General features: G+C 56.1%; 27 protein-coding genes, 1 pseudogene and 1 riboswitch. Of the genes and pseudogenes, 18 read left to right on the forward strand and 10 right to left on the reverse strand.

The features are described 5' to 3' along the window. The first annotated feature begins 24 nt into the window (after positions 1-24). Positions 25-798: a zinc transporter ZupT gene (gene zupT / locus CKO_RS18925; RefSeq protein ID WP_024130960.1), complete on the forward strand. Its 774-nt coding sequence runs from the start codon at positions 25-27 to the stop codon at positions 796-798. Between the two features lie 19 nt (positions 799-817). On the opposite strand, the gene CKO_RS23705 is transcribed toward zupT, so the two are convergent. Both CKO_RS23705 and ribB read right to left on the reverse strand, forming a co-directional pair. Continuing rightward, positions 818-994, reverse strand: a complete 177-nt coding sequence (locus CKO_RS23705; RefSeq protein ID WP_012135172.1) for a hypothetical protein — start codon at positions 992-994, stop codon at positions 818-820. A gap of 293 nt (positions 995-1,287) precedes the next feature. Further along, positions 1,288-1,941, reverse strand: a complete 654-nt coding sequence (gene ribB / locus CKO_RS18935; protein ID WP_012135173.1) for a 3,4-dihydroxy-2-butanone-4-phosphate synthase — start codon at positions 1,939-1,941, stop codon at positions 1,288-1,290. 105 nt (positions 1,942-2,046) lie between these two features. Continuing rightward, positions 2,047-2,252: riboswitch (FMN riboswitch) on the reverse strand. 132 nt (positions 2,253-2,384) lie between these two features. Between ribB and ubiK the strand changes: the two genes are divergently transcribed. After that, positions 2,385-2,681, forward strand: coding sequence for a ubiquinone biosynthesis accessory factor UbiK (gene ubiK / locus CKO_RS18940; RefSeq protein WP_024130961.1), 297 nt, complete (start codon positions 2,385-2,387; stop codon positions 2,679-2,681). A 34-nt stretch (positions 2,682-2,715) separates the two neighbouring features. On the opposite strand, the gene glgS is transcribed toward ubiK, so the two are convergent. From glgS to CKO_RS18960, 4 genes are all read right to left on the reverse strand, one after another. Continuing rightward, positions 2,716-2,925 carry a cell surface composition regulator GlgS gene (gene glgS, locus CKO_RS18945; protein WP_012135175.1) on the reverse strand — a complete coding sequence of 70 codons (210 nt, stop codon included), beginning with the start codon at positions 2,923-2,925 and terminating at the stop codon, positions 2,716-2,718. A 174-nt stretch (positions 2,926-3,099) separates the two neighbouring features. Beyond that, positions 3,100-4,533, reverse strand: a complete 1,434-nt coding sequence (gene hldE / locus CKO_RS18950; protein WP_012135177.1) for a bifunctional D-glycero-beta-D-manno-heptose-7-phosphate kinase/D-glycero-beta-D-manno-heptose 1-phosphate adenylyltransferase HldE — start codon at positions 4,531-4,533, stop codon at positions 3,100-3,102. Positions 4,534-4,592: 59 nt separating this feature from the next. Beyond that, positions 4,593-7,433 (reverse strand): bifunctional [glutamate--ammonia ligase]-adenylyl-L-tyrosine phosphorylase/[glutamate--ammonia-ligase] adenylyltransferase, encoded by a 2,841-nt coding sequence (glnE, locus tag CKO_RS18955; RefSeq protein WP_012135178.1) that lies wholly within the window; start codon positions 7,431-7,433, stop codon positions 4,593-4,595. Positions 7,434-7,755: 322 nt separating this feature from the next. Then, entirely contained in the window at positions 7,756-9,057 is a 1,302-nt protein-coding gene (locus CKO_RS18960) for a CYTH domain-containing protein (protein ID WP_024130963.1), read from the reverse strand. A 241-nt stretch (positions 9,058-9,298) separates the two neighbouring features. On the opposite strand from CKO_RS18960, the gene CKO_RS18965 reads away from it, so the two are divergent. The 3 genes and pseudogenes from CKO_RS18965 to CKO_RS23835 all read left to right on the forward strand — a co-directional run. Beyond that, complete coding sequence (locus CKO_RS18965) at positions 9,299-9,919, forward strand: TIGR04211 family SH3 domain-containing protein (RefSeq protein ID WP_012135182.1); 621 nt, start codon at positions 9,299-9,301, stop codon at positions 9,917-9,919. Positions 9,920-9,983: 64 nt separating this feature from the next. Continuing rightward, positions 9,984-11,225 (forward strand): multifunctional CCA addition/repair protein, encoded by a 1,242-nt coding sequence (locus tag CKO_RS18970; RefSeq protein ID WP_012135183.1) that lies wholly within the window; start codon positions 9,984-9,986, stop codon positions 11,223-11,225. Then, positions 11,221-11,334: pseudogene (locus tag CKO_RS23835) on the forward strand (hypothetical protein); the annotation flags it as partial. The gene CKO_RS18970 and the pseudogene CKO_RS23835, both read left to right, overlap by 5 nt. Before the next feature lie 140 nt (positions 11,335-11,474). Here CKO_RS23835 and bacA read toward each other — a convergent pair. Then, a complete protein-coding gene (gene bacA, locus CKO_RS18975; protein ID WP_012135186.1) occupies positions 11,475-12,293 on the reverse strand; it encodes an undecaprenyl-diphosphate phosphatase in 819 nt (272 codons plus the stop codon). 90 nt (positions 12,294-12,383) lie between these two features. Next, positions 12,384-12,752, reverse strand: coding sequence for a bifunctional dihydroneopterin aldolase/7,8-dihydroneopterin epimerase (folB, locus tag CKO_RS18980; RefSeq protein ID WP_012135187.1), 369 nt, complete (start codon positions 12,750-12,752; stop codon positions 12,384-12,386). A 106-nt stretch (positions 12,753-12,858) separates the two neighbouring features. Here folB and plsY point away from each other — a divergent pair, with 106 nt between their 5' ends. Continuing rightward, positions 12,859-13,476 (forward strand): glycerol-3-phosphate 1-O-acyltransferase PlsY, encoded by a 618-nt coding sequence (plsY, locus tag CKO_RS18985; RefSeq protein ID WP_012135188.1) that lies wholly within the window; start codon positions 12,859-12,861, stop codon positions 13,474-13,476. A 103-nt stretch (positions 13,477-13,579) separates the two neighbouring features. Here plsY and ttdR read toward each other — a convergent pair whose 3' ends face one another. Further along, on the reverse strand, positions 13,580-14,515 hold the full coding sequence (gene ttdR / locus CKO_RS18990; RefSeq protein ID WP_012135189.1) for an L-tartrate utilization transcriptional activator TtdR: 936 nt from the start codon (positions 14,513-14,515) through the stop codon (positions 13,580-13,582). A 210-nt stretch (positions 14,516-14,725) separates the two neighbouring features. Between ttdR and ttdA the strand changes: the two genes are divergently transcribed. The 10 genes from ttdA (at position 14,726) to ureG (ending at position 22,807) form a co-directional block, all read left to right on the forward strand. Then, the gene (ttdA, locus tag CKO_RS18995) at positions 14,726-15,637 is read left to right on the forward strand and encodes a L(+)-tartrate dehydratase subunit alpha (protein ID WP_012135190.1); all 912 of its coding nucleotides are present in this window, start codon (positions 14,726-14,728) and stop codon (positions 15,635-15,637) included. Then, entirely contained in the window at positions 15,634-16,239 is a 606-nt protein-coding gene (ttdB, locus tag CKO_RS19000) for a L(+)-tartrate dehydratase subunit beta (RefSeq protein ID WP_012135191.1), read from the forward strand. The genes ttdA and ttdB overlap by 4 nt, the downstream gene beginning before the upstream one ends. Positions 16,240-16,287: 48 nt before the next feature. After that, positions 16,288-17,751, forward strand: a complete 1,464-nt coding sequence (locus tag CKO_RS19005) for an anion permease (RefSeq protein WP_012135192.1) — start codon at positions 16,288-16,290, stop codon at positions 17,749-17,751. An 89-nt stretch (positions 17,752-17,840) separates the two neighbouring features. Then, positions 17,841-18,698 carry an urease accessory protein UreD gene (locus tag CKO_RS19010; protein ID WP_012135193.1) on the forward strand — a complete coding sequence of 286 codons (858 nt, stop codon included), beginning with the start codon at positions 17,841-17,843 and terminating at the stop codon, positions 18,696-18,698. 10 nt (positions 18,699-18,708) lie between these two features. Continuing rightward, positions 18,709-19,011: an urease subunit gamma gene (locus tag CKO_RS19015; RefSeq protein ID WP_012135194.1), complete on the forward strand. Its 303-nt coding sequence runs from the start codon at positions 18,709-18,711 to the stop codon at positions 19,009-19,011. A 10-nt stretch (positions 19,012-19,021) separates the two neighbouring features. Then, positions 19,022-19,342 carry an urease subunit beta gene (locus CKO_RS19020; protein WP_012135195.1) on the forward strand — a complete coding sequence of 107 codons (321 nt, stop codon included), beginning with the start codon at positions 19,022-19,024 and terminating at the stop codon, positions 19,340-19,342. Continuing rightward, positions 19,335-21,038, forward strand: coding sequence for an urease subunit alpha (ureC, locus tag CKO_RS19025; protein WP_012135196.1), 1,704 nt, complete (start codon positions 19,335-19,337; stop codon positions 21,036-21,038). Before CKO_RS19020 ends, ureC begins: the two co-directional genes overlap by 8 nt. A 9-nt stretch (positions 21,039-21,047) precedes the next feature. Next, positions 21,048-21,506 carry an urease accessory protein UreE gene (gene ureE, locus CKO_RS19030; RefSeq protein ID WP_012135197.1) on the forward strand — a complete coding sequence of 153 codons (459 nt, stop codon included), beginning with the start codon at positions 21,048-21,050 and terminating at the stop codon, positions 21,504-21,506. Continuing rightward, complete coding sequence (locus CKO_RS19035) at positions 21,506-22,180, forward strand: urease accessory protein UreF (protein WP_012135198.1); 675 nt, start codon at positions 21,506-21,508, stop codon at positions 22,178-22,180. The genes ureE and CKO_RS19035 overlap by 1 nt, the downstream gene beginning before the upstream one ends. 9 nt (positions 22,181-22,189) lie before the next feature. After that, positions 22,190-22,807, forward strand: a complete 618-nt coding sequence (gene ureG, locus CKO_RS19040; RefSeq protein WP_012135199.1) for an urease accessory protein UreG — start codon at positions 22,190-22,192, stop codon at positions 22,805-22,807. An 86-nt stretch (positions 22,808-22,893) separates the two neighbouring features. Here the strand turns inward: ureG and tsaD are convergent, their stop codons facing one another. Next, on the reverse strand, positions 22,894-23,907 hold the full coding sequence (gene tsaD, locus CKO_RS19045) for a tRNA (adenosine(37)-N6)-threonylcarbamoyltransferase complex transferase subunit TsaD (RefSeq protein ID WP_012135200.1): 1,014 nt from the start codon (positions 23,905-23,907) through the stop codon (positions 22,894-22,896). Positions 23,908-24,144: 237 nt separating this feature from the next. On the opposite strand from tsaD, the gene rpsU reads away from it, so the two are divergent. Continuing rightward, positions 24,145-24,360, forward strand: a complete 216-nt coding sequence (gene rpsU, locus CKO_RS19050; RefSeq protein WP_001144069.1) for a 30S ribosomal protein S21 — start codon at positions 24,145-24,147, stop codon at positions 24,358-24,360. A 164-nt stretch (positions 24,361-24,524) separates the two neighbouring features. Continuing rightward, the gene (dnaG, locus tag CKO_RS19055) at positions 24,525-26,270 is read left to right on the forward strand and encodes a DNA primase (protein ID WP_012135203.1); all 1,746 of its coding nucleotides are present in this window, start codon (positions 24,525-24,527) and stop codon (positions 26,268-26,270) included. Positions 26,271-26,481 lie beyond the last annotated feature (211 nt).

Here is a 26,481-nt window from a genome sequence, read left to right on the forward strand (position 1 = left end):
CAGTTGAATCATAAGGAGTTGTCGATGTCAGTACCTTTAATTCTGACCTTACTGGCGGGCGCCGCCACCTTTATTGGCGCGTTTCTTGGCGTGCTGGGGCAAAAACCGTCCAACCGCGTGCTGGCGTTTTCACTGGGATTCGCCGCAGGCATTATGCTGTTGATCTCGCTGATGGAGATGCTGCCAGCCGCGCTGGCGGCGGATGGCATGTCTCCGGTGCTGGGTTACGGTATGTTTATTATCGGCTTGCTGGGTTATTTCGGTCTCGACAGGTTGCTTCCCCACGCCCACCCACAAGATTTAGTGCAAAAAACCGCGCGTCCTCTCCCCGGCTCGATAAAACGCACCGCCATCCTGCTGACGCTGGGCATCAGCCTGCACAACTTCCCGGAAGGTATCGCCACCTTCGTCACCGCCAGCAGCAACCTCGAATTGGGTTTTGGCATTGCTCTGGCGGTCGCCTTGCATAATATTCCTGAAGGATTAGCGGTCGCCGGGCCAGTCTACGCCGCAACCGGTTCAAAACGGACTGCGATTTTCTGGGCCGGTATCTCCGGGATGGCGGAAATTCTTGGCGGTGTGATGGCGTGGCTTATTCTGGGCAGCCTGATCTCACCGGTCGTTATGGCGTCCATCATGGCCGCCGTCGCGGGAATTATGGTGGCATTATCCGTTGATGAGCTGATGCCGCTGGCAAAAGAGATCGACCCTAATAATAATCCCAGCTACGGCGTACTGTGTGGAATGTCGGTGATGGGGTTGAGTCTTGTCGTGCTTCAGGCGATGGGAATCGGATAACAGAGGCAGCAGGAAGCGCTTATTCCTGCTCTTTGGTCATAACGCGTTCTTCATCATCGCGACGAAGTAATTTATTGCGGATTTCCAGCAGCGCATCTCTGTCCTGCCGAAACGCCTTACAATAGCGTTTCATATGGCAAAAATACCCTACGATCACCAGAAAAATTAAGACGAGCCAATACCAGGCGATAAACATCCTCTTACCCTTAAAATCTAATATTACCAAACAATTAGCGTTAAAACCTTTTCTACCTATATTGAGGTAGCCCTATATACTGGCACAGTATGAAATCGAGAATATGATTTTGATCATAGAGAAAAAGGTTGGGCTTTTATTAACAGATGGGATGTTTAAAAAAGTAAAATATAAGGGATAAACGGCGGGATTAATGACCTCTGTAAACACAAAAAACCGAAGCCTGCGAACCGGCTTCGGTTTTTATTATCATCTCATCGCCTGATGGCGCTTCGCTTATCAGGCCTACAGAATTAGCTGGCTTTACGCTCGTGCGCCTGGCGGTAAGCCACCAGATCTTCGATCGTCACTACTGCCATGTTGTGTTTACCGGCAAACGCGATGCATTCCGGCGCGCGCGCCATTGTGCCATCGTCATTCGTCAGCTCGCACAGTACGCCAGCAGGTTTGAACCCGGCCAGCGTCACCAGATCGATGGTGGCTTCAGTATGGCCGCCGCGGGTCAGAACGCCACCCGGCTGCGCGCGCAGCGGGAAAACGTGGCCTGGACGGTGCAGATCGGCAGGTTTCGCGCCATCGGCAATGGCTGCGCGAACGGTCGTTACGCGGTCTGCGGCAGAAACGCCGGTAGTCACGCCTTTTGCGGCTTCAATGGTCACGGTAAAACCGGTGCCGTAGGCGCTGGTATTGTTCTCCACCATCATCGGCAGATCGAGCTGCTTGCGACGATCTTCAGTGATGCACAGACAAACAATGCCGCTGCCGTGGCGAATGGTCAGCGCCATCTGCTCAACGGTCATGGTCTCGGCCGGGAAAATCATATCGCCTTCGTTTTCGCGATCTTCATCGTCAAGCACCATCACACCGCGTCCTTCACGCAGCGCGGATAGCGCATGTTCCACACGTTCAAAAGGCGTACCAAAAGAGGAAAGTAGCGTCTGATTCATGGTAAAAAAACCTCATTAAAATTATGGTTACCAGAATCAGGGCAGTCTTAGGAGTACCGACAAGCGGCAAAAAAATAACGTGAGCGGGCCCATGCCCGACTGGATCGTTACTCTCTCCCATCCGGACTTTAACCGTCGGCCCCGGAATTACACCGGATCTGCTGACCTTCAGATTTGCACCTGAAGCGCTCGCGGGCTTTCAACCTGTCCTTCATCTTTCACGCCGCTGCTGCATTGCCGCAACGCGAAATCTTTTGGCCATACGTTGATTTACCGCCGGTGGGGAATTTCGCCCCGCCCTGAGAATAAGCGAGTTAACTATAACGCTATTGATTACCTTCATCAACGCCTTTACTCCGCTAAACGACACACAATTCTGGTTTATGACGCCTGCATATCGCACTACAATGTGTTCTGACACTTACCAGTTCAGGGAAACCACAATGATTGACCCGAAAAAAATTGAGCAACTCGCTCGTCAGGTTCACGAGTCGATGCCGAAAGGGGTTCGGGAGTTCGGGGAAGATATCGAGAAGAAAATCCGTCAGACGCTGCAATCGCAGCTGACGCGTCTCGATCTGGTGAGCCGTGAAGAGTTTGACGTGCAGACTCAGGTCTTACTGCGCACCCGCGAAAAGCTGGCGCTGCTGGAGCAACGCCTCAGCGAGCTGGAAGCGCGTGAGAAACCTGTAGATGTTAAACCTGCGCCCGCCATCCCGCCTGTCGATCCGCAAGAGTAAAAACCACAACGGGCCGTAAGGCCCGTTGATATTTTCAGTGTTCGAGTTCTAACTTCTTAGCCTGTGTCGCCTGTTGGCAGTAAAGCGCATAGCGTTTGCAAAACCAGCTGCGGTGCGCCTCATCCATATTTCCGGTAACGGCCTGGATATCAACAGGATGGCCCTCAGCCTGCATCCTGGCGAAACTGCGCGCCAGAAAATCAAAATTGTTTAACGAATATACGTTCTTGTCGTTCATCAGCATACCCTCCAGTTATCAAATATCTGTTAAGGCCATATGCTTTTTCTAATTTCAGTATTCTCTTATATGTGTTGAACGGTTGTGCAAAAAGTGCGCATATCAGTTGCCTGACATCACACTTTGGGAACAAGCCAGATGCCCGATGGCGCTGTGCGTATCGGGCCGTCTGTTCAGCGGTTATTTATCGCTGTCTTTCTGGATTTTCTTGATGATATTGGTGGTCGAACAACCGTCTTCGAAGTTAAGCACCAGCACTTCGCCGCCGTTGGCCCAGACTTCTTCGCTACCGGCAATCTCTTCTGGCTTATAGTCACCGCCTTTCACCAGCAGATCCGGCAGCACGCCAGCAATCAGCCGCTGCGGGGTGTCCTCGTCGAAAGAAACCACCCAGTCAACGGACTCCAGCGCACCCAGCACGATCATTCGCTGTTCCAGCGGATTCACAGGGCGAGTTTCGCCTTTCAGACGTTTGGTGGAGGCATCGCTGTTCACCGCGACGATCAGGCGATCGCCCAGCTTGCGGGCGTTCGCCAGGTAAGACACGTGCCCGGCATGCAGAATGTCAAAAACGCCGTTGGTCATGACCACTTTCTCGCCGCGTTTACGCGCGCTGGCCACGGCCTGTTTCAGTTCGGCTTCCGTCATCACGCCAAAGCCGGTGTCCGCACGACCGCGCACCGCATTTTCCAGTTCGATTGGCGAAACGGTTGATGTTCCCAGTTTACCGACGACAACGCCTGCTGCCGCGTTCGCGAAATAGCAGGCCTCTTCCAGGGAGTTCCCCGCCGCTAATGTGGCCGCCAGTACGCCGATCACCGTATCCCCGGCACCGGTAACGTCATACACTTCCTGCGCCTGGGTCGGCATATGCAGCGGCGCTTTACCCGGTTGCAGCAGCGTCATTCCCTGCTCGGAACGGGTCACCAGCAGCGCAGAAAATTCAAAATCGGCAATCAGCTTCATGCCGCGTTCGACAATCTCTTCTTCACTTTTACATTTACCCGCCACCGCTTCGAACTCAGACAGGTTCGGCGTCAACAGCGTGGCGCCGCGATAACGTTCGAAATCGGTGCCTTTCGGGTCGATCAGCACCGGGACGCCCGCTTTACGCGCAAGCTGAATCATCTGCTGAACGCTGGCCAACGCGCCTTTGGCGTAATCAGACAACACCAGCGCGCCAATTGAGCCCAGCGCCTGGTTAATACGCTCGTGCAATGGCAGCGGATCGACGCCTTCAAAGCCTTCTTCAAAATCCAGGCGAATCAGCTGCTGGTTACGGGAAAGTACACGCAGTTTGGTAATCGTCGGATGCGTAGGCACAGAAACGAAGTCGCATTTTACGTTCACATCCGCCAGCGTTTTGCTCAGCGCGCGCGCCGCATCGTCAATACCGGTCAGACCCACCAGACGCGAATTTGCGCCCAGAGAAGCGATGTTCATCGCCACGTTCGCCGCGCCGCCCGGACGTTCTTCAATGGTGTCAACTTTGACAACGGGCACCGGCGCTTCGGGGGAAATACGGCTGGTCGGCCCGTACCAGTAGCGATCCAGCATCACATCACCAACAACCATGACTCCTGCACGTTCAAACTCTGGCAGCGTTACTTTCATTCCTGTCTCCTGAGAGATTCTCTGAGGGTCTTAAAATTTGCGCGCGATAATAGCACACTTCACCCGGCAACCAGCCACTTCTGCCAGCTTGCCCGTACCAGCGCGCGTTCCTTGCTGAAGCACTCTTGCGCCACATGCCCCGGAAGCTCCTGTAGCGCAAGGTGATGAAGCTCATCGCGCAGCGTGGTATAGGCCAGCGTCAGCGCATGCGCTTCCTGTTCGTCCATAATGTCGTTTTGCGCCAGCAGTTCCAGAATGCGCACGTTATCGGACCAGCGCGTCAGCTTCGGCTTTTCATGCGCATAGCGCAGCACCAGATATTGGGTAATAAATTCAATATCGGTGATCCCGCCTTCGTCGGCTTTGATATCAAAACGATCGCGATGCTTGTTGCCCAGATGCGCGCGCATTTTCTCACGCATTTCGCGCACCTCGGTCTGCAACGTTTTGCCTTCGCGAGCGAGGGTCATGATATCGCGACGCACGGCGTCAAACTGCGAGGTCAGTTGCGGGTCGCCATAAACCACACGGGCGCGCACCAGCGCCTGATGCTCCCATGTCCAGGCTTCGTTTTTCTGATAATCGGCAAAGGCTTCCGCCGACGTGACCAGCATTCCCGCCGCGCCGGACGGGCGCAGCCGCGCGTCCACTTCATACAAGATACCGGAAGAGGTGCGGGTGCTGAACAAGTGCATAATGCGCTGCGCCAGGCGTAAGTAGAACTGGCGGCCGTCGATTTCACGCTCGCCGTCGGTCATCACGTCCATTGGGCAATCGTGCAAAAAGATCAGATCAAGATCGGAACTGTAGCCCAGCTCCCAGCCGCCCAGCTTGCCATAACCCACCACCGCAAACCCGCGTCCGGTGCGCTCAGCAAGGTGCGTCGGCTGCCCATAGCGCGCCACCATTTGCCCCCACGCCTGCTGGACAACGGCGTCGATAATGGCCTCCGCCAGCCAGGTCAGGTGATCGCTGACCTTCATCACCGGCAGCGTACCGGCGATATCCGCCGCCGCAATGCGCAACAGTTGTGTTTGTTTAAACTGGCGCAGCGCTTCCAGCTGCTGCTCTTCGTCATCTTCCGGCACACGCAGCAAATACTGGCGTAACTCATCGCGATAAGCGTCGGTCGCCGTTGGCTGATACAGCGTATTCGGGTCCAGTAGTTCATCGAGCAACAGCGGATAACGCGCCAGCTGGCTCGCCACCATCGGCGAAGCAGCGCACAGCGAAATCAGGTGCTTCAGCGCGCCGGGAAATTCGCTCAGTAATTCAAGGTAGGTGGTACGCGTAACGATCCCCACCAGCAGCGGCGTAATACGCGACAGCGGCACAGAGGCATCTTCGCGCGAGCACACGTCGCTAAGCAGATGCGGCATCAGATGGTCGAGCACCTGCCGCCCACGCGGGCCAATGGTGCGCTTATCCAGCTCTTTACGAAAGTCGGCGATTAACGCCAGCACGCGTCCGCGATCGTCGTCGGACAGATGCGCCAGCACCGGCGTGGTATCATCTTCCTGTAGCGCATCCTGCCACAGCTCGCGCCAGTGTTCCGACAGCGTATCTTCCTGAGTATCGGTTTCGTCATCGCCAATCAGTTCGTTAAATACCCGACGCACGTTAGCCATGTGCGCCGCCAGAATGTCGGTGAGCTGCGACCAGTCATCCGTGCGCATTCCCCAGGCCAGGCGCGCCCGGTTCAGTTCATCGCCCGGCAGCGTCTGGGTCTGCTCATCATTGATGCTTTGCAGCAGGTTTTCCAGACGGCGCAGGAAGAGATAGGCCGCGCGTAACTGTCCGGCGTCATTTTCTGGCAACAGGTGCAGCGCATCAATCGCGCTCAGCGTCGGCAGCAACGAGCGCGATTGCAGCGAGGGTTCCCGTCCGCCGCGAATCAACTGGAACACCTGCACGATAAACTCAATTTCACGAATACCGCCGGCGCCAAGCTTAATATTGTCTTTCAGACCGCGACGACGCACTTCACGGGCAATCATCCCTTTCATATTACGCAGGGACTGGATCACGCTGAAATCGATATAGCGGCGGAACACGAAAGGTCGCAACATGGCGCGCAGTTCATCGACATACGCACTGTCGGCAGCGCCCATAATGCGCGCTTTGACCATCGCATAACGCTCCCAGTCGCGCCCTTGTTCCTGGTAATAATCTTCCAGCGCGGCAAAACTCAGCACCAGCGGGCCACTGTCGCCAAACGGGCGCAGACGCATATCCACCCGGTACACAAAGCCGTCCATCGTCGGCTGGTCCAGCACTTTGATCAAACGCTGCCCCATGCGGGTAAAGAACTGCGCGTTATCCAGCTCGCGCCGACCGCCCCGGGTGGAACCGTGCTCCGGCCAGGCGAAGATCAGATCGATATCCGAGGAGAAATTCAGCTCGCCGCCGCCCAGTTTTCCCATCCCCAGAATCAGCAACGGTTGAGGTACGCCATCATGGTTGCAGGGCGTACCCCATTCGCGACAGCAGGCGTCATACAACCAGTCGCGCGCGGCGACGATCAACGTTTCCGCCAGATGGCTTAGCTGTTGCAGAATGTTTTCTTCTTCCACCAGCGACAGCGCCTGCGCCCAGGCGATACGTACCATGATGCGGCGACGGAATACGCGAAGCTCGCGCATCAGCGCCGCTTCATCAGTCACCTGCGCCAACGCGTCCTGTAGCCACGCGGCATAATGCCGCCACTCATCGGCCTGCGGCGGCGCGCTTTCCAGCTCAGTCAGCCATTCGGGATGCGCAATCACGCTGTCCTGCACAAAGTCACTAAATGTAAGTACTGACTTCGCCTGAACGCTAAGCGTGGCTTCAGCCAGGATTTCTGGTAACCGCTCAACCACGGTCTGCCAGTGCTGCTGTAACGGTGAAGAAAGCGGCTTCATTTAAGGTGTGTCCTCAGATGGCTAACTAATCCCGATGAGTGTTGCCGGATGGCGGCGTAACGCCTTATCCGGCCTACAAAACCTGTGCGTCGTAGGCCTGATAAGATGCGCAGCATCGCCATCAGGCGTCTGACATTGCCGGATGGCGGCGTAACGCCTTATCCGACCTACAAAACCTGTGCGCCGTAGGCCTGATAAGATGCGCAGCATCGCCATCTGGCGCTGACATTGCCGGATGGCGGCGTAACGCCTTATCCGACCTACAAAACCTGTGCGTCGTAGGCCTGATAAGATGCGCAGCATCGCCATCAGGCGTTACTGGTTATCGTTTTCCGCTATGCAGCCAGAACGGCTCCTGGAAGATCGCCTCATTGCGGAAGTGTTCAACTTCAATCCGCTGCCCTGTCACAATCGCGTGGCGCAGGCCCTGCCAGTTCTCCAGCCAGGCCTGTACCGCATTCGCGTCGTAATAACCTGCCAGCAGCAAAATGCTGTCGATATCGCGGGTCAGGCGCGGAAGCTGATCGCGATACCGATCGCCCAACGGCTGCCCGAAAGTCGCTTTCAGCTCCGCCGCGTGGCGCGACAGGTGAATATCGGCAAAGCGTTTGAAAGAATCGGCCATTTTCGTCTGCGCTTTGGCATCAAGGAACGGTTGCCAGGCTTTGGTGACCAGCCATTCGGTCAGCGCCAGTTTAGCCATCGCCGTTTGCGTGCTATAGATAGCCGTGATGGCTGAAACCTCAGAGACAAGGGTCGCTTCCGACTGCGTCAGCAAATCGCGTAAGTGAGCGCTTGCTTTACGCGGTACAATGCCGCCAAACAGCATCAGCGCATGGCGAACCAGCCCCATCGCCGCCAGTACATCCGCTTTGGCGGCGTCATTTCCACGCACCCACAGCTCTTCATGGTACTGCCATTGCGACAATGCCAGCTCCAGCGCCGCTTCCAGCCCCTGCTCAATGCTGGCTTTGGCTGGCGCTTTCAGCACCGCAGTAGGTCTGATCTCACGCGGAGCATTCCCCTGCGCCAGATGATATCCCCGTGCGGCCTTGCTCAGGCTGCCCTGACGCAGACCCGCTTGCGACACCAGTTGGTTTGCCAGTTTCAGCACCGCACGGGTCTCGCCGCTTAACAGTTCCAGCTCCAGCTCGCAAATTGGCTCGGCACATTCTCCGGCCTTCACTTCGCCAAGATCGAGCGCGATTTCAATACGGCTGCCGTCAACGTCCACCAGCCATTTCTCACGGTAAAAATCGGTGCTAAACAGCGGCTGCACGCGTGAAGCGAGATCCGCAGGCAGCTCGCCGTTCGGCCAGACCTCCTGCGGGAGCAGTGCGAGATCCAACGTCGGCTCGCTCAGCGCAACATTGTATTCCGGCCGTTGATGTAGGCCCCCCGTAACCCGACCGGCGATTTTCATGGTCATTTCATAACGACCATTCTCGCCACGGATGCGCAGACCCATATCATGTCCACGCAACCACTTGTCCGGCGTTTCGTAGTAAATGTTCTGTAACTGGCTGGGCGCATGGTGCTCGCCGCCGAGTGTTTGCAGATGGTCACGCAACGCGTCTACAGCGTCGTGATTAACGATAAACTTTAATTCGATTTCCTGAGCCATTGCCTTGTACTTATGGGTTATGTCACATATGGGAAGAATGACGGCGAACTTAACGCGTTCTTTTTTGTCAGTAGATAGTATTTTGCGCCAAATTGCCATGCAACGAGCAATTTGACGGGCGTAAAAGTTTAAAACAGTGGCAAAGATGACACAGATGATTCCGATTGATGTCGAATGCTTTGCGTAGAGACACTGATGCCACTACTATCGTTCCACTTTTTATGACAAAAACGACAGCCTGATGCCAAAATTACGCCTGATTGGATTAACTTTACTTGCACTTAGCGCCACTGCCGTCTCCCACGCAGAAGAGAAGCGCTATGTCTCTGACGAACTGAATACCTGGGTCCGCAGCGGTCCGGGAGATAATTATCGCCTCGTGGGTACGGTGAATGCCGGCGAGGAAGTGACATTATTACAGACTGACGCCAACACGAATTACGCTCAGGTGAAAGACAGTACAGGTCGTACTGCCTGGATCCCGATGAAAGAGCTGAACAGCTCGCCCAGCCTGCGTATCCGCGTACCGGATCTGGAAAATCAGGTTAAGACGCTGACCGACAAGCTGAACAATATTGATACCACCTGGAATCAGCGCACGGCCGACATGCAGCAAAAAGTGTCGCAGAGCGACAGCGTGATTAACGGGTTGAAAGAAGAAAACCAGAAGCTGAAAAACGAGCTGATCGTGGCGCAGAAGAAAGTCAGCGCCGCCAATCTGCAACTTGATGACAAGCAGCGCACCATCATTATGCAGTGGTTTATGTATGGCGGCGGCGTGCTGGGGCTCGGCCTGCTGCTCGGCCTGGTTCTCCCGCACATGATCCCAAGCCGTAAACGCAAAGACCGCTGGATGAACTAAATCGCCTTCTCTGCCGCACTGACATATGATTAAGGGATGATTTTTTTCAGGAAGGGAAAGTGGCGTGAAGATTTATCTGGTCGGTGGTGCTGTTCGGGATGCGTTGTTAGGGCTACCGGTCAAAGATAAAGATTGGGTGGTGGTTGGCGCCACGCCGCAGGAGATGCTTGACGCGGGCTACCAGCAGGTAGGCCGCGATTTTCCCGTGTTTCTTCATCCGCAAACGCGTGAAGAGTATGCGCTGGCGCGCACCGAGCGTAAATCCGGTTCAGGCTATACCGGCTTTACCTGCTATGCCGCGCCGGACGTGACGCTGGAAGAAGACCTGCAACGTCGCGACCTCACCATTAATGCCCTCGCGCAGGATGACGACGGCCATATCGTCGATCCCTACCAGGGGCGTCGCGATCTGGACAATCGCCTGCTGCGCCATGTTTCCCCCGCCTTTAGCGAAGATCCGCTGCGCGTGTTGCGCGTGGCGCGTTTTGCCGCCCGCTACGCGCACCTCAGTTTCCGCATCGCTGATGAAACCCTGGCCTTGATGCGCGACATGACCGCCGCAGGCGAACTGGAACACCTCACGCCGGAGCGCGTATGGAAGGAGACCGAGAACGCCTTAACCACGCGCAATCCGCAGGTTTTCTTTCAGGTGCTGCGCGACTGCGGCGCGCTGCGCGTTCTGTTCCCGGAAGTGGACGCGCTGTTTGGCGTTCCGGCTCCGGCAAAGTGGCACCCGGAAATCGATACCGGCATCCACACATTGATGACGTTATCAATGGCCGCCATGCTCAGCCCGAACGTTGATGTGCGTTTCGCCACGCTCTGTCACGACCTTGGAAAAGGGTTGACGCCCAAAGCGCTCTGGCCGCGCCATCATGGTCACGGCCCGGCAGGCGTAAAGCTGGTCGAGCAGTTATGCCAGCGTCTGCGTGTGCCGAATGAGATTCGGGATTTAGCCAAACTGGTGGCGGAATTCCACGATCTCATCCATACCTTCCCGATTTTGCAGCCGAAAACGATCGTGAAGCTGTTCGATTCGATTGACGCCTGGCGTAAGCCGCAGCGCGTAGAGCAAATCGCCCTGACCAGCGAGGCCGACGTGCGCGGTCGTACCGGTTTTGAGGCGTCTGACTATCCGCAAGGTCGCTGGCTGCGCGAAGCGTGGCTGGTCGCGCAGGCGGTGCCGACAAAAGAGGTGGTGGAGGCAGGCTTTAAAGGCGCGGAGATCCGCGAAGAACTCACCAGACGGCGAATTGCAGCGGTGGCTAACTGGAAGGAACGGCGTTGCCCGAAACCCGAGGCGTAAGCTCACCGTTTTGTTGCCGGATGGCGCTCCGCTTATCCGGCCTACAAAATCGAACCGCAAGCCGGATAAGGCATTTACGCCACCATCCGGCAACAAAATCGAACCGTAGGCCGGATAAGGCATTTGCGCCGCCATCCGGCAACAAAATCGAACCGCAGGCCGGATAAGGCATTTACGCCGCCATCCGGCAACAAAATCGAACCGTAGGCCGGATAAGGCGTAAACGCCGCCATCCGGCATCAAGCGTTATCAGAAGAAAACAACGTAGACCGCAGCAGCCACGATAAAGCGGTAAATCGCAAACGGAATGAACGAGATGCGCTTAATCAATTGCAGGAAGGTTTTGATGGCGATCAGCGCCACAATGAACGCAGTCACAAATCCCACGGCGAACATGGGGATATCTTCCACCGTCAGGAACGACCAGCTCTTGTAGAGATCCAACGCCGTCGCGCCCATCATCATCGGAACAGCCAGCAGGAATGAGAATTCCGATGCGGCATAGCGACTCACCCCCATCAACATCCCACCGGAAATGGTCGCGCCGGAACGGGAAAAGCCCGGCCACAGCGCCAGACACTGGAAGCAGCCAATCATAAACGCCTGACGATACGTCATATCGTCCAGGCCCGGCGCGCGCGGCTCTTTCGGCTTCAGGCATTCCGCGGCAATCAGCAGCAGACCGCCCACGACCAGCGCATACATCACGTTGACGGGATTAAACAAAGACTTAATGGTGTCATGGAACACCAGGCCCAGCACCACGGCCGGGATCATCCCCAGCACAATATGCCCTAACGTCAGCCGTCCTTTTCCGGTGCCTTCATGCGGTTGTTTGCCAAAGTGAATGCCGATCAGGCCGAACAAACGCCGCCAGAACATCACCACCACCGCCAGGATCGATCCCAGCTGAATTACCACCTCAAACGTCTCTGCCGTATCGCCTTCAAAACCCAACAGGTGACCGACAATGATCATATGGCCCGTGCTGGAGACGGGCAAAAACTCCGTCAATCCTTCGACCACACCCAAAATTGCCGCCACCAGCAGCGAGTGTATATCGCTCATCAATAAACCCCTAAATCAAAAAAAACGAACAGCAGTTATGACTCCAGCTTTAAGACCCATATATCGCCGTTTGGTTTAAAAACTATGAAGTTAATTATTTTCTTTCAGATTATTGCCACGCTCAATGATAACGCCAACATTCGCCGCACGCGCTACGGCGCCGGGCTTACTGAGCTTGATGCGTACCCACGGAGAGTTAAAGCGGCTGAGTAGCAGATCCGCCACCTCTTCCGCTACGCGTTCGACTAACGCAAAACGGCCGCCCTCCACATGGCTGACTACCGTATCGGCAATGTCGGCATAGCTCAGACAATCCGCAACGTCGTCGCTTCTGGCTGACTTACGGTTGTCCCACGCCATTTCGATATCGAACACCAGTTTCTGTTCGATAGTTTGCTCCCAGTCGTAAACACCGATAGTGGTGATTACCGAAAGTTGCTCTATAAATACAATATCCATCACGACCTGCCTGCTTTTTGGCTAACCCGGATACCACTTCCGGCGAAATATGCGTATTATCCACAGAAGTAGCGTTTAACACGACATTTTCAAAACGGAACAGCTTATGAGTGCAATCGCGCCTGGAATGATCCTCTTCGCGTACCTCTGCGGCTCAATTTCCAGTGCCATTCTGGTCTGCCGCATTGCAGGTTTACCCGACCCGCGTCAGAGTGGCTCCGGTAACCCTGGCGCGACCAATGTGTTACGCATAGGGGGCAAGGGAGCAGCCGTAGCGGTACTGATTTTCGACGTCCTCAAAGGCATGCTGCCGGTCTGGGGCGCTTATGCATTAGGTGTAACCCCTTTCTGGTTGGGCCTGATTGCCATCGCCGCCTGTCTGGGACACATCTGGCCGGTCTTTTTTGGCTTCAAAGGCGGGAAAGGCGTCGCGACCGCATTCGGCGCGATCGCGCCCATCGGCTGGGACTTAACTGGCGTGATGGCGGGCACCTGGCTGCTGACCGTCTTACTGAGCGGTTACTCGTCATTGGGCGCGATCGTCAGCGCGCTGATTGCGCCATTCTACGTGTGGTGGTTTAAACCCCAGTTCACCTTCCCGGTCTCTATGCTGTCTTGCCTGATTTTGCTGCGCCACCATGACAACATCCAGCGCCTGTGGCGTCGTCAGGAGACGAAGATCTGGACGAAACTCAAGAAGAAGCGCGAGAAAGATCCGCAGTAGCTTTTTACACCACGCCGTAGGCCGGGTAAGGCGAAGCCGCCATCGGGCACATACGCATCGCCGGATGGCGACGCAAAGCGTCTTATCCGGCCTACAGATTGGTTCACCACGCCACCTGATATCCCTCGTCTGGCTTGCCGAGTCGCTTCTGGCACCATGCCGCCAGAAACTCCACACATACCCGTAACTTTACGCTGCGGTACAGCGGTTCCTGATAGACCGCCCAGATATTGGCGCTCTGCGCATACTCCGGCAATACCCTCACCAGTTTACCGCTCGCCAGAAACGGCTGCACATCCCACTCTGAACGCAGCATGATCCCTTTGCCCTCCAGCGCCCACTGCAAAACAATTTCACCGCTATTGGAAGAGAGGTGTCCGGTTACTTTCACTGATTTTTTCTCTTGCCCGTTCCCCAGTTCCCATATGCCGTGGGTCATATCACGTTCTTTTGTCACCAGACAATCATGACCGCTTAATTCTTGTAAGGTTTTCGGCTCAGGATATTTCTGGAGATATGCGGGAGACGCGCATAATATTCTTTTATTCTTTGTTAACAAATGCGCAATATAATAATCAGGAATTTCATCGTTAATCCGAATATCCAGATCAATATTATCCTGTACCAAATCAATTTGCCGATCGAAGAGTTCAAAGTGAACCTGTAATTCAGGATAATTGCGCATCAGGTCGGTAATGGCAGGTGCAATATAACTGCGGCCAAAACCAAAACTACAGCCAATGCGAATCATTCCCTCCGGGCGCGTTTTTATTTGCGTCACCTCATCCACCAGCCGCTGATAGTGCGTGAGGAGCTTCAGCGCATGTTCATAGCAGCGTTGCCCGCTTTCCGTCAGCGCAACACCTCTTGCCGAGCGGTTCAGCAGCGTGGTGGCAAGGGTTGTCTCAAGAATCTGAATCCGTTTCGTCACGAACGCGGGCGTTTGCCCCAGCGCCGCCGCTGCCGCGCTAAAGCTTCCCGTGTGGACAATTTCAACCAAAACCTGTAGGTCTTTGGCTAAGGGATAGTTGTTCAGCATCTGTCGGTTATCCGTGATTTTAATACGTGCAGTGTAAATCTCTTAACGTCGTTAAACCCTGCCTTTGCTCAATTTTCATCACCTTTCTGTGGTGCGATTCACGAACTGTTAATTGCATATACACAGTGACAAAAAATATAAAACCACACCTTTAGTGGTAGTTTACTCCAGAGAATTTATTTCCAGATTAATAAAAGAACTGGAGTTGATATGATGAGCAATCAAAATAACCAAAATGCGGTTACTACGTTGACGGATATTGTCGCTAATTTTACCGCCATGATCTCCACCCGAATGCCCGACGACGTCGTCGATAAATTAAAACAGCTGCGTGATGCCGAAACCTCATCGATGGGAAACATTATCTACCACACGATGTTCGATAACATGCAGAAAGCAATCGACCTGAACCGCCCGGCCTGCCAGGACACGGGCGAAATTATGTTCTTCGTGAAGGTCGGTTCCCGCTTCCCGCTGCTGGGCGAGCTGCAAAGTATTCTTAAGCAGGCCGTGGAAGACGCCACCGTAAAAGCGCCGCTACGCCATAACGCGGTCGAAATTTTCGACGAAGTGAATACCGGCAAAAACACCGGCAGCGGCGTGCCGTGGGTCACCTGGGAGATTATTCCCGATGGCGACGATGCGGAAATTGAAGTTTATATGGCGGGCGGCGGTTGCACGCTGCCGGGGCGTTCCAAAGTGCTGATGCCTTCCGAAGGCTACGAAGGCGTCGTGAAATTCGTCTTTGAAAACATCTCCACGCTGGCGGTCAATGCCTGTCCACCGGTACTGGTCGGCGTGGGCATCGCAACCTCCGTCGAAACCGCCGCCGTGCTTTCCCGCAAAGCGATTCTGCGCCCGATAGGCACCCGTCATCCAAATCCAAAGGCGGCAGAACTTGAGCTGCGGCTGGAAGAAGGGCTAAACCGCCTGGGAATCGGCCCACAAGGGCTGACCGGCAACAGCTCGGTGATGGGCGTACACATCGAATCCGCCGCCCGTCATCCGTCAACCATTGGCGTGGCCGTCTCCACCGGCTGCTGGGCGCACCGTCGCGGTACGCTGCTGGTTCATTCTGACCTCTCCTTCGAAAACCTGTCCCACACCCGGAGCGCGTTATGAAAAAGATCCTCACTACCCCGATCAAAGCCGAAGACCTGGAAGATATCCGCGTTGGCGATGTGATCTACCTGACCGGAACGCTGGTGACCTGTCGCGACGTTTGTCACCGCCGCCTGATCGAACTCAAGCGCCCTATTCCTTACGATCTCAATGGCAAAGCGATTTTCCACGCCGGGCCGATTGTGCGTAAAAACGGTGATAAATGGGAGATGGTCTCCGTCGGCCCGACCACCAGCATGCGTATGGAAGCCTTTGAAAAAGAGTTCATTGAGCAGACCGGCGTGAAGCTGGTGGTCGGAAAAGGCGGGATGGGGCCGCTGACCGAAGAAGGCTGCCAGAAATTCAAAGCGCTGCACGTCATCTTCCCGGCTGGCTGCGCGGTGCTGGCGGCAACCCAGGTCGAAGAGATAGAAGAGGTGCACTGGACGGAACTCGGCATGCCGGAATCGCTGTGGGTTTGCCGGGTGAAAGAGTTCGGGCCGCTGATTGTTTCTATCGATACCCACGGCAACAACCTGATCGCCGACAACAAAAAACAGTTCGCCGAGCGTCGCGGTCCCATCGTTGACGAGATCTGCGAGTACGTGCACTACATCAAATAACCCTCCTGGAGAGGCGCTGCGCCTCTCCCTTTTCTCAGGGATACGACAATGGCACCTTTATCTGGTTGGTGGCGATACCTGGCTCCACTGGTGGTCATCGCCATTATTGCTGTTTTGCCAGTCCCCACCGGTCTTGAGAGCCACACCTGGCTCTATTTTGCGGTCTTTACCGGCGTCATTGTGGGACTCATTCTGGAACCTGTACCGGGCGCGGTCGTGGCGATGATCGGGATTTCGATCATTGCCGTTCTGTCGCCGTGGCTGCTGTTCAGCCCCGATCTGCTCGCGCAGGAAGGCTTCAAATTTACCGCCAAAGCCCTCTCGTGGGCGGTGTCTGGTTTTTCTAACTCAGTTATCTGGCTGATTTTCGCCGCCTTTATGTTTGGCACCGGCTATGAAAAAACAGGTCTCGGTCGGCGAATTGCGCTGATGCTGGTGAAGAAGATGGGCCATCGCACGCTGTTTCTTGGCTATGCGGTGATGTTTTCCGAGCTGATCCTCGCCCCCGTCACGCCGTCTAACTCCGCGCGCGGCGCCGGGATCATCTACCCGATAATTCGCAACCTGCCGCCGCTCTATAACTCGCAGCCTAACGACGCCAGTTCCCGCTCCATTGGCTCGTATATTATGTGGATGGGCATCACCGCCGACTGCGTTACCAGCGCCATTTTCCTGACGGCGATGGCGCCTAACCTGTTGCTGATTGGCCTGATGAAAAGCGCATCCCATACGGCGCTAAGCTGGGGCGACTGGTTTTTAGGAATGCTGCCGCTAAGCATTCTGCTGGTCTTGCTGGTTCCGTGGCTGGCCTACGTGCTGTATCCGCCGGTGCTGAAATCGGGCGACCAGGTGCCGCGCTGGGCGGAAGCTGAGCTAAAGGAGATGGGCCCGCTCTGCTCGCGCGAGAAAAAGATGCTGGTGCTGATGGTCGGCGCGCTGGTGCTGTGGATCTTCGGCGGCGATTACATTGATGCCGCAATGGTCGGTTACAGCGTGGTGGCATTGATGCTGGTATTACGCATTATCTCCTGGGATGACATCGTCAGCAATAAAGCGGCATGGAACGTTTTCTTCTGGCTGGCTTCGCTGATTACGCTCGCCACCGGACTGAACAATACCGGCTTTATCACCTGGTTTGGCAAACTGCTGGCAAACGGGCTAAGCGGCTATTCGCCGATGATGGTGATGGTCGCGCTCATCGTGGTGTTTTATCTGTTACGCTACTTTTTTGCCAGCGCCACCGCTTATACCTCCGCACTGGCGCCGATGATGATTGCCGCCGCGCTGGCGATGCCGGACATCCCCTTACCGGTGTTTTGCCTGATGGTCGGCGCCGCCATTGGTCTGGGCAGCATTCTCACCCCCTATGCGACCGGCCCAAGCCCCATCTACTACGGTAGCGGTTATCTGCCGACGGTGGATTACTGGCGGCTGGGCGCTATTTTTGGCCTGATCTTCCTGGTTCTGCTGGTAATAACCGGCCTTGTCTGGATGCCTCTCGTTTTGCTGTAAACCTCGTTGGGGCGGCATGACGTCGCCTCTTTTTTCCATAAGCTTCTCGTATGACCGTTTTCCCGATGCGCTGAGGCATACTTTTTTGTATGCACTCCCCTCACGCTGATAAGGGAAACGCTCTGGACACCGTTGCGCACAAGACTCTCACACGGGGCTGGCAGGCCGAACTGGATCTGCGGTTTACCCGCGCCGCGCATAAAACAGTGCTCACTTCGGCGCGACACGTCGGCCCGCTGACGGTACAGCGTCCGTTTTACCCGGAAGACGACGTTTGCCACCTCTATTTGCTTCATCCGCCGGGCGGCATTGTCGGAGGCGATGAACTCACGATTTCCGCCACGCTTGCAACAGACAGCCATGCGTTAATCACCCAGCCTGGCTCAGGGAAGTTTTACCGCAGTCGCGGCCCTCAGGCGCAGCTGCGGCAGGATTTTTATCTCGCCCCACAGGCCACGCTGGAGTGGCTGCCGCAGGATACGATCCTTTTTCCCGGCGCGAACGCTAACATCCAGTCGGTCTTTCATCTGGCGCAAGAGAGCCGACTGCTGGCCTGGGATCTGCTCTGTCTGGGGCGACCAGTGATGCAGGAGACCTTCAGCCACGGCACGCTGCGCAACCGCCTGGAAGTATGGCGGGACGGTACGCCGCTATTAATAGAAAGGCTGCATCTTGAGGGAGGAAGCCTGCACACCGTCGCCAGACATCCCTGGAGCGGTACGCTGCTCTGTTATCCCGCCACGGAAAAGATGCTGGACGGTGTACGCGAGCAAATTGCCCCCCTCGGCGACTACGCTGGCGCGACGCTGATTGATTCACTGCTGGCCCTGCGCTTCCTCGGGCACGACAACCTGCTTATCCAGCGCGTTATGCGCGCCGTCTGGCAATCCTTACGACCACAACTGACCCAAAAACCGCCACTCCTGCCCCGTATCTGGCAGACATAAGAGAATCACTATGGAACTGACTCCCAGAGAAAAAGACAAGCTGTTGCTCTTTACCGCCGCGCTGGTGGCGGAGCGTCGTCTGGCGCGCGGACTAAAGCTGAACTACCCGGAATCGGTGGCGCTGATCAGCGCTTTCATTATGGAAGGCGCCCGCGACGGCAAAAGCGTGGCGTCGCTGATGGAAGACGGTCGCCATGTGTTGACCCGCGATCGGGTGATGGAGGGCGTGCCGGAAATGATCCCGGATATTCAGGTTGAAGCCACCTTTCCAGACGGCTCGAAACTGGTCACCGTTCATAACCCGATCGTATAAAGGAGGAACCATGATTCCAGGCGAATACAGGATCTCCACGGGAAACATCGCGATCAATACAGGCAGAGAAACCTGCACGATCGTGGTTGAGAATCATGGCGATCGCCCGGTTCAGGTCGGATCGCACTATCACTTTTACGAGGTCAACCCCGCATTACGCTTTGACAGGCAAGCCGCACGCGGTTTTCGCCTGAACATCCCCGCAGGCACGGCAGTGCGTTTTGAGCCGGGGCAAAAACGCGAGGTCGAACTGGTGCGCGTCGCCGGGGCACAGCGTATTTTTGGTTTTCGCGGCGAAGTAATGGGCTCTCTGGAGGCAGACAATGACTGAGATTTCCCGGCAGGCTTATGCCGACATGTTTGGCCCGACGACCGGCGACCGGGTGCGTCTGGCGGATACCGAACTGTGGATCGAAGTCGAAAACGATCTCACGGCCTACGGCGAAGAGGTGAAATTCGGCGGCGGTAAAGTGATCCGCGACGGTATGGGCCAGGGGCAAATGCGTGCTCGCGCGTGTGTGGATCTGGTGATCACCAACGCGCTGATCGTCGATCACTGGGGGATCGTCAAGGCGGACATCGGCATCAAAGACGGCAGGATCTTCGCCATCGGCAAAGCCGGTAACCCGGATATTCAGCCCAACGTGACGATCCCGATTGGCGTCGGCACGGAGGCGATCGCCGGTGAAGGAAAGATCGTTACCGCAGGCGGCGTGGACACGCATATTCACTGGATCTGCCCGCAGCAGGCGGAAGAGGCGCTGGTCTCTGGCGTGACGACCATGATTGGCGGCGGCACCGGCCCGGCGGCGGGCACCAATGCCACCACCTGCACGCCTGGCCCGTGGTACATCGCCCGCATGTTGCAGGCGGCGGACAGCCTGCCGGTGAATATCGGTTTTCTCGGCAAAGGGAATGGATCGAACCCGGACGCGCTGCGTGAGCAGATTGCCGCCGGCGCGATCGGCCTGAAGATCCACGAGGACTGGGGCGCGACGCCTGCGGCGATCGACTGTGCGCTGACCGTAGCTGAAGAGATGGATATTCAGGTCGCGCTGCACAGCGACACGTTAAACGAGTCCGGTTTCGTCGAGGACACGCTGGCGGCAATTGGCGATCGCACGATCCATACCTTTCATACCGAAGGGGCGGGCGGCGGTCACGCCCCGGATATTATCACCGCCTGCGCGCATCCCCATATTCTCCCCTCCTCCACCAACCCGACGCTGCCTTATACCGTCAACACCATTGACGAGCATCTCGATATGCTGATGGTCTGCCACCATCTCGACCCGGATATCGCCGAAGATGTGGCGTTTGCCGAGTCGCGGATTCGTCGGGAAACCATCGCCGCCGAAGATGTGCTGCACGATCTCGGCGCCTTTTCCCTGACCTCGTCGGATTCCCAGGCAATGGGACGAGTGGGCGAAGTCATTCTGCGAACCTGGCAGGTGGCGCACCGGATGAAAGTACAACGCGGCCCGTTAGCGGAGGAGACGGGCGATAACGACAACCAGCGCGTAAAACGCTACATCGCCAAGTACACGATAAACCCGGCGCTAACCCACGGCATCGCCCATGAGGTCGGTTCTGTTGAGGCGGGAAAGCTGGCGGATCTGGTGCTCTGGTCTCCGGCCTTTTTTGGCGTAAAACCCGCAACACTCATCAAAGGCGGGATGATCGTCTGCGCGCCGATGGGTGATATCAACGCCTCGATTCCTACCCCGCAACCGGTGCATTACCGGCCGATGTTTGGCGCGCTTGGCGCGGCGCGTCATCACTGTCGCCTGACCTTTCTTTCTCAGGCTGCGGTTGAAAACGGCATTGCGCAGCAGCTCAACTTACGCAGCGCCACCGCCGTCGTGAAAGGCTGCCGGACGGTAAAAAAAGCCGACATGATCCACAACAGCCTGCAACCCAACATCACCGTTGACGCCCAGACTTACGAGGTGCGCATTGACGGTGAGCCGATCACCAGCGAACCGGCAGACGTGTTGCCGATGGCCCAGCGTTATTTTTTATTTTGAGGAGACGACATGCTGTATCTGACGCAACGTATTGAAACACCCGCCGCCGTCACGGCAACGCTGACGCTCCCCATTGATGTCCGCGTCAAAAGCCGGGCGAAGGTAGTGCTGGGCGACGGACGCGAAGCCGGTTTACTGCTGCCGCGCGGTTTGCTGTTACGCGGCGGCGATCGCCTGAGCACGGAAGATGGCGCAGAGGTGGTGGAGATCATCGCCGCAAACGAAGCCGTTTCGGTCGTGCGCTGCGCCGATCCGTTCCTGCTCGCCAAAGCCTGCTACCACCTGGGCAACCGCCACGTTCCGCTGCAAATTCTGCCTGACGAGCTGCGCTATCACCACGATCACGTACTCGACGACATGCTGCGCCAGTTCAGCTTAGAGGTGACTTTCGCGCATCTGCCCTTTGAACCGGAGGCGGGGGCATATGCCAGCGAATCTCACGGCCATCACCACGGCCACGCCCACTGATGACTGACGCCAGACAACGGCTACGCCTGATGCAGCTCGCCAGCAGCAGTTTACCGGTGGGATCGTTTACCTGGTCTCAGGGGCTGGAGTGGGCGGTGGAGATCGGCTGGGTGAAAAACGCGGAAGACTTTGCGCACTGGCAAACGCAACAGCTGGAGCAGAACTTTTTTACCGTCGACCTGCCGATTTTCGCCCGGTTGTACCACGCCTGTGAACGGAATGACGTTACCGCCGCTCGCCGCTGGAGCGCATATCTGCTGGCCTGTCGGGAAACCCGGGAACTGCGCGAAGAAGAGCGCAGCCGGGGGGCGGCGTTTACACGCCTGGTGGTGGACTGGGTGCCGGACTGCCCGCAGACATGGCGTCCGCTTTTTGCCAACAGCCAGCTCTGCGGTATGGCGTGGCTGGGCGTGCGCTGGCGCATCCCGCTGACGGATCTGGCGTTAAGCCTCGGCTACAGCTGGTTAGAAAGCGCGGTGATGGCGGGGGTGAAGCTGGTGCCCTTCGGACAACAGGCGGCGCAGCAGCTCATTCTTTCGCTTTGCGACCATTACGCGCAGGGTATGGCGCAGGCGCTGGCTCGCCCGGATGCGGATCTGGGCTCATCCACGCCGCTGGCCGCCATCGCTTCTGCTCGTCACGAAACACAATATTGCCGATTATTTCGCTCCTGAGGAGACACGATGAACGACTATAAACATCCCCTGCGCGTCGGCGTGGGCGGTCCGGTGGGTTCCGGTAAAACCGCCCTGCTGGAAGCGTTATGCAAAGCGATGCGCGATACCTATCAACTGGCGGTGGTGACTAACGATATTTATACCAAAGAGGATCAGCGCATTCTTACCGAAGCGGGCGCGCTGGCGCCGGAAAGGATTGTCGGCGTGGAAACCGGCGGTTGTCCGCATACCGCCATTCGCGAAGACGCCTCAATGAACCTGGCGGCGGTGGAAGCATTAAGCGAGACATTCGGCAATCTGGATCTGATCTTTGTCGAGAGCGGCGGCGATAACCTGAGCGCCACCTTCAGCCCGGAGCTGGCCGATCTGACGATCTATGTGATCGATGTGGCCGAAGGCGAGAAGATCCCGCGTAAAGGCGGGCCGGGGATCACCAAATCCGATTTTCTGGTGATCAACAAAACGGATCTGGCGCCGTATGTGGGCGCGTCGCTGGAGGTGATGGCGCGCGATACAATGCGTATGCGCGGGGATCGGCCGTGGGCGTTTACCAACCTGAAAACCGGTGACGGCCTGGCGACGATTATTGCGTTTCTGGAAGATAAAGGGATGTTGCGGGTATAGCGTTGTTTATCGCCGGGAGGCGGCTTCGCCTGACCCGGTCTACGGTATTGTAAGCCCGGTAAGCGAAGCCGCCACCGGGCAAAACATCACGCCGCAGGCAACTCCGCCAGCGGCCAGCGAGGAAGCACGCTCACGCCTAAATCCGCCGTTGCGCCGGCTTTGAAGCGCACCATACCGGCGTAGGCGATCATCGCGCCGTTATCGGTGCAAAACTCTGGCCGCGCGTAGAACACTTCGCCACGCCGTTTTTGCATCATTTCCGCCAGCTTCGCACGCAGCGTGCGGTTGGCGCTCACCCCGCCCGCCATCACCAGACGCTTAAAGCCGGTCTGATCCAGCGCTCGCTTACACTTGATCATCAGCGTATCCACCACCGCATCTTCAAACGCACGGGCAATATCGGCGCGGGTCTGTTCATCATCACCGTTGCTGCGGATCGTGTTTGCAGCGAACGTTTTCAGCCCGGAGAAGCTGAAATCCAGCCCTGGACGGTCGGTCATCGGACGCGGAAAGACAAAACGCCCTGCGGTGCCCTGTGCCGCCATTTTCGACAGCATCGGGCCGCCAGGGTAATCCAGTCCCAGCAGTTTGGCGGTTTTATCAAACGCTTCACCGGCCGCATCGTCAATGGATTCGCCTAACAGCGCATACTGACCAATCCCGGTCACGCTGATAAGTTGGGTATGACCGCCGGAGACCAGCAGCGCCACGAACGGAAATTCCGGCGGATTGTCTTCCAGCATCGGCGCCAGCAGGTGCCCTTCCATATGGTGTACCGGAATCGCCGGAACATTCCAGGCAAACGCCAGCGAACGGCCAACGGTCGCGCCGACCAGCAGCGCCCCCACCAGACCCGGCCCTGCGGTATAGGCCACGGCATCAATCTCTTTCGCCGTCAGACCCGACTCTTTCAACGCCGCCTGGATCAGCGGCACGGTCTTGCGTACGTGGTCGCGCGAGGCCAGTTCAGGCACTACGCCGCCGTAGTCAGCGTGCAATTTCACCTGACTATACAATTGGTTGGCTAACAGACCTTTTTCGTCGTCGTAAATAGCGATGCCGGTTTCATCGCAGGATGTCTCAATACCCAGTACACGCATGACTTGTTTTACCTCACTCTGATACCGCGCAGTGTAGGGCCAATGCGGGTTGATGTAAAACTTTGTTCGCCCCTGGCGACAGCCTCGTGTATACTCCTCACCCTTATAAAAGTCCCTTTCAAAAAAGGCGTCGGTGCTTTACAAAGCAGCAGCAATTGCAGTAAAATTCCGCACCATTTTGAAATAAGCTGGCGCTGATGCCAGCGGCAAACCGATTTAATCAAAGGTGAGAGGCACATGCCGGTAATTAAAGTACGTGAAAACGAGCCGTTCGACGTAGCTCTGCGTCGCTTCAAGCGTTCCTGTGAAAAAGCAGGTGTTCTGGCGGAAGTTCGTCGTCGTGAGTTCTATGAAAAACCGACTACCGAACGTAAGCGCGCTAAAGCTTCAGCAGTGAAACGTCACGCGAAGAAACTGGCTCGCGAAAACGCACGCCGCACTCGTCTGTACTAATGCGTTGAGGGCGTAAGCTCTCGATTCAGACCGAGTTGTAGTTGTAAGGCCGTGCTTCCGAAAGGAATGCGCGGCTTATTTTCGTTTATGCATTGGCATATATACAAAATCATTCAGGATGCGGCAAAGCGGCGCCTGAAAGATGAAGTGTATAAAAGGGGCATATGGCTGGACGAATCCCACGCGTATTTATCAATGACCTGCTGGCACGCACCGACATCATCGATCTGATCGATGCGCGGGTGAAGCTGAAAAAGCAGGGCAAGAATTTTCACGCGTGCTGTCCGTTCCATAACGAAAAAACCCCCTCTTTCACCGTGAACGGTGAAAAACAGTTTTACCACTGCTTTGGCTGCGGCGCACACGGCAACGCGATCGATTTCCTCATGAACTACGACAAGCTCGATTTCGTGGAAACCGTCGAAGAACTGGCTGCAATGCACAACCTGGAAATTCCCTACGAAGCAGGGACAGGTCTTAGCCAGATAGAGCGCCACCAACGGCAAAACCTCTATCAGTTAATGGACGGGCTGAATGCGTTTTATCAACAGTCGCTCGCCCACCCCACAGCAGAGCCTGCGCGCCAATATCTGCAAAAACGCGGCCTTAGCGCTGAAATCGTTCAACGCTTCGCGATTGGTTTCGCTCCGCCAGGCTGGGATAACGCATTAAAACGTTTCGGTAATAATAGCGACAACAGAGCGCTGTTACTGGATGCCGGAATGCTGGTCAACAATGACCAGGGCAGAACCTACGATCGTTTCCGTAATCGGGTGATGTTCCCGATTCGCGATAAACGAGGACGGGTGATTGGTTTTGGTGGTCGCGTACTCGGTAACGATACGCCGAAATACCTGAACTCCCCGGAAACCGATATTTTCCATAAAGGTCGACAGCTGTATGGCCTTTATGAAGCTCAGCAACATAACGCTGAACCGCAGCGACTGCTTGTTGTTGAAGGCTATATGGACGTTGTCGCGCTGGCGCAGTACGACATTAACTACGCCGTGGCATCGTTGGGGACATCGACAACAGCCGACCATATCCACATGTTATTCCGGGCGACTAACAATGTGATTTGCTGTTATGACGGCGATCGGGCCGGACGCGATGCGGCATGGCGAGCGCTTGAAACGGCAATGCCCTATATCACCGACGGACGGCAGTTGCGCTTTATGTTCCTGCCTGATGGCGAAGACCCGGATACGCTGGTGCGTAAAGAGGGCAAAGAAGCATTCGAAGCACGGATGGAGCAGGCTCTGCCGCTCTCTCTGTTTCTCTTCAATAGCCTCTTGCCGCAGGTTGATTTGAGTACGCCGGATGGAAGTACGCAGCTTGCCGCGCTGGCGCTGCCGCTGATTAACCAGGTTCCCGGAGATACGCACAGGATCCAGCTACGACAGATGCTGGGGCTGAAATTAGGCATCTTTGACGATAGCCAGCTTGACCGCTTAATGCCAAAACAAGCAGAAAGTGGCACGGTACGCCCTGCTCCGCAGCTAAAACGCACGACCATGCGTATACTTATAGGGTTACTGGTACAAAACCCGGATTTAGCGCCGTTAGTACCACCGCTAGGCGGTCTGGATCAAAAAAAGCTGCCCGGGCTTGGCTTATTTGAAGAACTGGTCAACACTTGTTTGTCTCAACCAGGTCTGACCACCGGCCAACTTTTAGAACATTATCGCGGCACAAATAGTGCTGCGACCCTTGAAAAATTGTCGATGTGGGACGATATAGCTGATAAGGACATTGCTGAAAAAACCTTCACCGACTCACTCAACCATATGTTTGATTCGATGCTTAAGCTGCGCCAGGAAGAGTTGATTGCTCGCGATCGCACACACGGTTTAAGCAACGAAGAACGCCGGGAACTCTGGACGCTGAACCAGGAACTGGCCAAAAAATGAATTGATAGACAAAATCGTTCAAGTTGTATTAAGGCAGCAAGAGAACGCAGCTAACGCAGAGACAACTTGAAGGATAACGTATTTAACGGCTTAAGTGCCGAATAGCGATCGGGAAGCCCCCGACAGCCGCACTGAGAGGCAGCGGCAAAAATATAAGTACGCCCTCGCTTTAAAGGTTGGCAGATACACCGCCGACACCAATCAAACGAAA

The sequence above is a fragment of the Citrobacter koseri ATCC BAA-895 genome, assembly GCF_000018045.1.
Taxonomy (GTDB): Bacteria; Pseudomonadota; Gammaproteobacteria; order Enterobacterales; family Enterobacteriaceae; genus Citrobacter_B; species Citrobacter_B koseri.